The organism is Halorubrum sp. Atlit-28R (assembly GCF_003665955.1).
GTDB classification, from domain to species: domain Archaea; phylum Halobacteriota; class Halobacteria; order Halobacteriales; family Haloferacaceae; genus Halorubrum; species Halorubrum tropicale.
In genome coordinates this window covers 1-7,091 of sequence record NZ_QPLS01000017.1, presented here as the reverse complement: position 1 = coordinate 7,091, position 7,091 = coordinate 1, and the positions used below count along the sequence as shown (strand labels likewise).

General features: G+C 58.0%; 8 protein-coding genes. 4 read left to right on the top strand and 4 right to left on the bottom strand.

All coding sequences use genetic code 11. From position 1 onward, the window contains the following. Positions 1-284: 284 nt before the first annotated feature. Positions 285-608: a hypothetical protein gene (locus DVK06_RS19110; protein WP_233561780.1), complete on the top strand. Its 324-nt coding sequence runs from the start codon at positions 285-287 to the stop codon at positions 606-608. A 282-nt stretch (positions 609-890) separates the two neighbouring features. Here DVK06_RS19110 and DVK06_RS16510 read toward each other — a convergent pair whose 3' ends face one another. The 3 genes from DVK06_RS16510 to DVK06_RS16500 all read right to left on the bottom strand — a co-directional run bounded on the left by DVK06_RS16510 (position 891) and on the right by DVK06_RS16500 (position 3,995). Further along, positions 891-2,501, bottom strand: coding sequence for a hypothetical protein (locus tag DVK06_RS16510; RefSeq protein ID WP_121601102.1), 1,611 nt, complete (start codon positions 2,499-2,501; stop codon positions 891-893). Then, positions 2,498-3,274 (bottom strand): ABC transporter ATP-binding protein, encoded by a 777-nt coding sequence (locus DVK06_RS16505; RefSeq protein WP_121601101.1) that lies wholly within the window; start codon positions 3,272-3,274, stop codon positions 2,498-2,500. The genes DVK06_RS16510 and DVK06_RS16505 overlap by 4 nt, the downstream gene beginning before the upstream one ends. 295 nt (positions 3,275-3,569) lie before the next feature. Next, the gene (locus tag DVK06_RS16500) at positions 3,570-3,995 is read right to left on the bottom strand and encodes an ArsR family transcriptional regulator (protein WP_121601100.1); all 426 of its coding nucleotides are present in this window, start codon (positions 3,993-3,995) and stop codon (positions 3,570-3,572) included. Positions 3,996-4,127: 132 nt separating this feature from the next. Between DVK06_RS16500 and DVK06_RS18755 the strand changes: the two genes are divergently transcribed. After that, positions 4,128-4,274: a hypothetical protein gene (locus tag DVK06_RS18755; RefSeq protein ID WP_158600103.1), complete on the top strand. Its 147-nt coding sequence runs from the start codon at positions 4,128-4,130 to the stop codon at positions 4,272-4,274. Positions 4,275-4,457: 183 nt separating this feature from the next. Then, positions 4,458-5,258, top strand: a complete 801-nt coding sequence (locus DVK06_RS16495) for an SWIM zinc finger domain-containing protein (protein ID WP_121601099.1) — start codon at positions 4,458-4,460, stop codon at positions 5,256-5,258. A 12-nt stretch (positions 5,259-5,270) separates the two neighbouring features. On the opposite strand, the gene DVK06_RS16490 is transcribed toward DVK06_RS16495, so the two are convergent. Then, a complete protein-coding gene (locus DVK06_RS16490) occupies positions 5,271-6,443 on the bottom strand; it encodes a tubulin/FtsZ family protein (RefSeq protein WP_121601098.1) in 1,173 nt (390 codons plus the stop codon). A 310-nt stretch (positions 6,444-6,753) separates the two neighbouring features. Between DVK06_RS16490 and tnpA the strand changes: the two genes are divergently transcribed. Next, the coding region (tnpA, locus tag DVK06_RS16485; RefSeq protein ID WP_121601097.1) for an IS200/IS605 family transposase at positions 6,754-7,091 on the top strand (338 nt) is incomplete at its 3' end.

Sequence of the window (7,091 nt, the reverse complement as noted above, 5' to 3'; positions counted from 1 at the left end):
ACTGATAATCTGTTCCAATGAAATTGGCTTGTAATTGGAAGGCCTTCGTATTCCCAGAGCCTCCCTAAAGAACGGTTCAGTCTCACTATTTACACCTGTGCGGAACGCTTGAGGGCAAATTCGGCATGCTATGCTCATATTTCGATTCTCGATGATTATAATTGCATGGGAGTCCACAGAAGTTCAAGAAAAAATATATTTACGGGATAGAGTGTGAATCGTCTCAAACTCAGGCCCTGGGCACTCGGCCTGCTCAATCTGTCGATGTCTAACATAGATTTATTATGGCAGCGTTTCGATCGATTCACAGAATTTCGCAAACGACTGAAACGGGTGAAACGATCAAAGCGTCCGAAACAGGCGGCACGACTGACACGCTCGTCCCCAGCGATGAGGGGTTCGTGCTGCGTGAGAACTGGAACGGGCGGAGAATCTACCTCTCGGGCGACGACGTCGACGAACTTGACATCCGCTACCCCGAGTTCAACGTCGAGTGGCAGCGTGAACACGGCGAGCAGCTACCGAAGAACGAGAAGTTCTACCCAGCAGTGGTCCGGGCGGGGCTCTCCAGGACGTCGATTGAAGAAGAGCTCGGCCTCAAGGGCTAGCTGTTATAATCTATAACCCAAGTTGGTCTGCCATCCATTTTCTCCAGCCTTCCCGAGCATCGATTCCCCAGTAGCGAACATCGTCGTGTCTTCGACGTACGCATCGAACCCATCTTCTGGTATCTCTTCGAAGTCTTTCTCATCCTCGACTGTCCATGGGCTTTTCTCGAAGAACTCCTCGATGTCGCCGAAGTCAGAGAATGAAGGTTTGCTATGGCAATGAGGTCGAGTTAACGGCAAACGTGTACTCGACGGACGGTTCGTCTGAAACGACCGGCGGGGTCACGTTAGGGTATATCGTCGGTGCCGCCGGAGCGCATAGCGGTAGGAACCATACGAAACGCCGACCGTCAACAGCAGATACGTACCGAAGAGCACGCCGAACACGGGCGTTAGCACAACGTTTCCGGTGACGGCGAACCACGTCACGAACAGCCCGAGAACCGTTCCGCCACCCACGACGAACAGGTACACCATCATGACGAGCGTCGACGGGACGACCGTTTCCGTCCCCCAGAACTCGCGCTCCTCATAGATCGGATACGCCGAGCCGATACCGACCGCGAACATCGCCGCAGTGAGACACATTCCAACTCCAACGGCGGCGGTCGCCACCGCCTCAAGCACCAGTATCCCGAAACCGATCGAGACGAGCGAGCTGAGAACAGCGACCGGCACTCCAATCGCAACGCCGGCGAGGAGCCGTCCACGGACGAGATCCGCGGATGATGTCTCGGTGAGAAGGAGGAACGGTAGTTGCGGCCGCTCGTCACCGAGCGGGTTCAACCCGAAGGTAGCGCCTGAGAGGTATGTCGCGAGAACGACGCCGCCCCCAGTGATGAGGGGTCCGAGGGCGTCGCCCGAAAAGTCGAGAAACATCGTCCCGAACGGTGCGATAAAAAAGACGGCAATCAGGAGATGACTCAACTCCGCCGGATCACGGCGACCGCGTACGAGAATCCCCCACGCGATACGACCGGGTTTAGTCCATGCGAACGGTCGTGGGGCAGAGAATCCGCCGCTCGATCGCCGCACCTGCGTCGACTCGTTGTTGTCGACCGGATCGGTAAACCAGAGCGTGGAAACTTGCCTGGTCGAGATGGCGAGACCGACCGGCGTGAGGGCGATTAACGCCGCGAGCACCGCCACCGCCTCCGGAGAGGTCGGTCTGGAGACCGATGTTCCCACGAACGCGAGCGCAACGTATTCCACGAGGGGATCGAACGCTACTGTCGACAACAGCCGCTGCACTGAGAGGTCGGATTCGACGATGAACTGCCCGGCGAACTGTGACGCGACGACGAGTCCGACCATCGCGAGGATACCCACCGCTTTCAGGAGACGGCGAAGGCTGGGGAGTTTCCGCAGGAGCCGCAGCACAGCAATTCCCCCGGCGTACCCCCAGACGGCGGCACAGCAGACGAGCGGCAGCGCGACCGCCCCGCCCGAAGCAACGAGCAGCGGCGAGCCCATTCCGAGTGCGAATGTGACCACCACTGCCCCGACCGGGATCCCGAACCACAGGGAGAGCCGCCCCACCTCCGCTGTGATGAGCCCGATAACGACTGCTCGCGGGTGAACCGCCAGCAGGACGAAATCCGCACCGTCGATATGTCCGAGCCGTTCGAGGGTCCGAAACACCGATATCGACAGGAGACTGAGAGGAACGAGCGTCGCAGCGGGCGCGAAGAACGGGACCGCCGCCACGGAGCGCGCGGTTTGCCCGAGCACATACGCCGTCGGCAGCGCGAACAGGAGCGCGCCGCCGAAGAACAGCGCCGTAAGCAGGAGTCCAAGGACTCGACGGGGGTTTCCGAGGTACCCACGGAGGCTTCGGACGAACTCCGCCCGCCCAATTCGGAGCCCGTGGCGAACGTCCTGTCGGACGCTCATTCTCTCCGGGAGGCCGCGTCTGTTTCGGGTTCGCTCGTGACGGCGAGGAACGCGTCTTCCAGGGATCCACTCTCGCCAGTCTCCGCACGAGCCTGTACTTCGGTGGGCGTCCCCTCGGTGACGAGTCTCCCGTCGAACAACACCCCGACCTCGTCGGCGACGGCTTCGACGACCGGGAGAATGTGTGTCGAAAGGAACACCGTGGTTCCTGCGTCGGCGAACGCGGTGATCGATTCCCGGATAGTGCGCGCCGCTCGGGGGTCAAGCCCCGATGTCGGTTCGTCTAGATACAGGACGTCCGGGTCGTGTAGGACGCTCTGTATGAACGCAGTCTTCTGTTTCATTCCCTTCGAGTACCCGTCGATCCGCCTGTCTGCGTCACCAACTAACCCGAATTGGTCGAGGTACTCACCGATGCGCTCGCGGGCAACGGACCGCGAAATGTCGCGAAGATCGGCGACGTATTCGAGCTGCTCGCGGGCGCTGAACTCGTCGTACAGCGGTGGCGTCTCAGGGAGATAGCCGACCCGACCGGCGATCGCACGCCGGTCGCTTGGGTCGACGCCACAGACGCGTACCGATCCGCCGTCCGGATCGCTGAGACCGGTAAGGAGCCGCATCGTCGTCGTCTTCCCCGCACCGTTCGGGCCAAGAAAGCCGTAGACGGTCCCGTGCGGGATGTCGAGCGTGAGACTGTCGAGAGCAACTTCTGAGCCGTAGCTCTTCCGGAGATCGGTCGCCAGAATGGCGGATTCGTTGTGGGTGGAGGGCATACGTAACGGATGTCATTTCTCGAACCGGTCGTCTATGCGTTTCGGAATCATCTTCCGATTATACGTATCGGGGGTGATGCCGCATGGGTAGATAACGACGTGATTAGGGGGCGTAGTCGCTTCTGTACGGCCTTGGAGGATAGAATTGATACGTGCCTTCTGTTCGATTCATCTGTTCTAGATCGAAATCGAGACTGATCTCTCTTGTCTGCTCTGCGCTGGTTCTACTTCCGGAATATCCCAGACGTCGAGTTCTCTGTCCGGCAGAACGTACGCCTTGCGGTGGATTTCAGTTTCATCTGTTCGGCCGCTCGACCTCCTCTGCGGCCTCGATTTCGTCTGTTTTCTCGACTTCAGCGAATAGTTCTCGGTATGCGTCGGGCTCAAAGAGGTTGTTTCGGTCGAACAGTTCGCGAGCGGCGTCGGTCAGCTGAAAGAACCGGTATGGATGACCCCGTTCGAGCCCCTCACGATCCCGTTCGATGGCCTCGATCAGTCCCACTTCTTCTAGCCGGATGAGATGGTCGGTGAGCGTCGACGCTGCGATACTCGGATTGTAGTATTCGAGTTCTTTCTTCGAGGGCGCGCCTTTCGGGTGACCGACGATGGTCCCGATGATATTCGCACGGGTCGTGTCGTCGAGGGCACTCAACGCTGCGATCGGATCGAGTCCGGCTGAACTCTCGGCTGGGGTGAGCGGGGCGGCGTCAGGCCGGGACATTGTGTATTAGTGTTTGTCTCCCGGCGATATAACCATTTCGACGAAAATCGAAGTGGTAGCCAGAGTGCTCGCGTATTCCACTTCTGGTCGGATTTCCGCACCGTTAGGTGGCGGTGGTGAATCCTATACAGTATGACCAACGACGACGCGACCCGTACCGTCATCGACAAATTGGGTGATCAGCCGGGAGAAACGCTCACACCAGAACGGATCGAGGCAATCCAGACCGCGATGCATGAGGGCCTCGGACGATTTATCAAGCCGTTTCAGAATTGGTAGCGAATACTGATGACACATAGAGGGAGCCCCAGAGCCTGTTTTCCATCCTATCCCGGCACTCAGTGACCCGCTCTCGGGCCCGTGACCGCTAAAGACCTCGAAGACGACGCTTTTGAGGGGTGGTGGTCACGAGTATGACGTGAGTACCGAGATCCCAGTAGGATAATTTCGGACGTATTCCGTATGAACATCGATACAGAAACCATCCGAGACCGATGTACCGACCCCGTGTTTGAGCGGGGACAAACCTATCGCAAGGAGGGACGGATTCAGCAGCTCAACCGGTTCGACGAGCGCATTTCAGCAGTCGTCAGTGGATCGAACCCCTACGACGTGACTGTCAAATTCGGTGGCCAAAGTCTTGAGACCCGGTGTACATGTCCGTACGACGGCCAAGGCGACTGTAAACACGTCGTCGCGGTACTCCTCGCTGTCGCAGACGATCCGCCAGAAGACGGGAGTGAGCGTATCGACTCCGTCCTTGCGGACGTCTCTGACGAAGAGCTGCGTACGTTTGTCCGTGAAATTCTCGCCACACACAACAGGGCCCGAGAACAGTTTCTCGCACAGTTCGGTGACGAACACAAATCGGTCGATGAGTATCGACAAGAGATTAGCCACTTGTTCGAGCAACACGCCGACCCGGTCGTGTTCGAAGCGATCGACCTCTCCCGATTCTTCGATATTGCCGAACAGTACCGTGAGCGCGATCGATGTCTCGCCGCCGCGACCGTCTATCGAGCAGTGTTCGAAGAAGTCGATGAGAAATTCACTTGGATCGACGGTTCCTACGACCACTACGCACAGACGCTCCAGACAGCTCTTGATGGATACATCGACTGTGTAGTGGCGGTTGATCCCAACCCCGAGGACTTCGAGACGTACGCGGGTGTTTTGGAAACACGGGCATCAACAGAGTCAGAGATTAACAACAGGCAGTTCTGGCGAGCACTCGACGCCCTCGAAGATCGATACGACGAATAGACCACCACAATCTCAAAACAGCGACTCCAGCTCCCCGTCGCTATCCATCAGCTCCGAGAAACGGTCCTCGCTCTCGTCAGTGATCTCCCCGAGATTCTGTTGTGCTTCGATTGCGACCTGCTGGAGTTCTTTCACTCGCGGGACGTTCGTCACGCCGCCGAGCAGTACGAGCGCTGCGACCGTCCCTTCTCCACGCCGCGGATAGTCACCACCTCGGACCTCCATCGAGCCGGTCTGTTCTTCGAGCCACTTGCGACCGTGCTCGATGCCTTTTCGATTGAGATACTCCGGCGGGCCGGCAACCACAAGCAACGCCCGCTCTGTCCCGTTCACCTCACAGGGTAAGGTGAGTCGACCCAGCGTCGCTTTCCGGACGAGGCTCGTGATCCGGTTGGTCGCCTCTGTACTGTCGATCCCAAAATTCGAATCGCCACGAAGTCGCGAGAGCAACCCCTTCCGCTCTGGTTCGTCCACCTCAACGTCGGCATAGCCCAGTGAGGAGATCCCACCCCCTTTGAGCGTGTTAATAATCTCCGAGGAGTCGACCACACTCTCGGCGATGTCGTTTCCTTCGGTTATCTCGCCCGCACTGAAGAGCACGCCAAACCGCTGGACCAGCTCCTCGTTGATCACATCGAACCCCTCCTCAACGGATTCACCCGAACTGCGCCACGCGTCGTTGTCGAACAGCATGAGGTTGTCCACCTCATCGACAAACGTCTTGAGCGACCGAGCGGCGTTCAGCGTGTAGATCCCGCCCTCGTTGCTGCCGGGCAGGATACCGAGTCCATACACAGGTTCGGTGTAGATCCGCTTGAGGTTCTCGGCGATCACGGGTGCCCCACCCGACCCCGTCCCGCCACCAAGCCCCGCAACGACGAGGAACGCATCGATCTCGTGGACCGGCACATCGTCGAGCGCTCCCTGGATCTCATCGATGTCTTCTCCCGCCACCTCTGCGCCGAGTTCGTTATCTGCGCCCACACCATGGCCCTTCACTCGCGATTGACCAATCAGGATCCGGCGATCTTTCGAGAGGTGGTCAATTCCTTGGAGATCTGCTTTCGCCGTGTTGACAGCGATCGCTCCACGAACAATATCTGCGCCTGTCCGTGCGTCGTAGGCTAAGAATTCGTCGACCACCTTCCCACCCGCCTGTCCGACCCCGATTAATGCAAGTTTCATGTGAACACACCACGTGTAGATACGCAGGTTAGACAGATAAAGGTTAGAAGCTCAAAATATCGGAGTGGAGATGTTGACATACGAAAAGCGTCGATATCTCATTCGTGCCCTCAATCGTGAGATAGAGTGCGAATACAGATCTACACCTTCAGATGGAGGTGAAATTGTGTGACGTTACGGAAAATTCGAGGCGAAAGCCTCGCCCTTCAGGGCGGGGATGAAGCCGACCAATAGTATTCAACCGCCGTCGATGGTATAGACGGGGTTCCAACGCAATCTTTAACCAGTCTGACCGTGACAGTATACATAGATGGTAAAGAGTACCCGTCATGCGAAATACGAACTCTACTACCACATAGTGTTCGTGCCGAAATATCGGCGTTCGCACCTGACGGGGAAGACGAAGGAACGTCTCGAAGCCATCTTCACGGAAATCTGTGAGGACAAGGGCCTCGAACTGGCCGAGTCCGAGGTCATGCCCGACCACGTACACCTGTTCATCGGGAGTCCACCCAAGAACGCCCCGTCACTCATCGTCAACTGGATCAAGGGGATCTCTGCCCGCAAGTACAACCAGAGATACGACGACCGCGTGAAGTGGACTCGTTCGTACTACGTCGGTACCGCGGGGAGCGCCTCGAAGGGCGC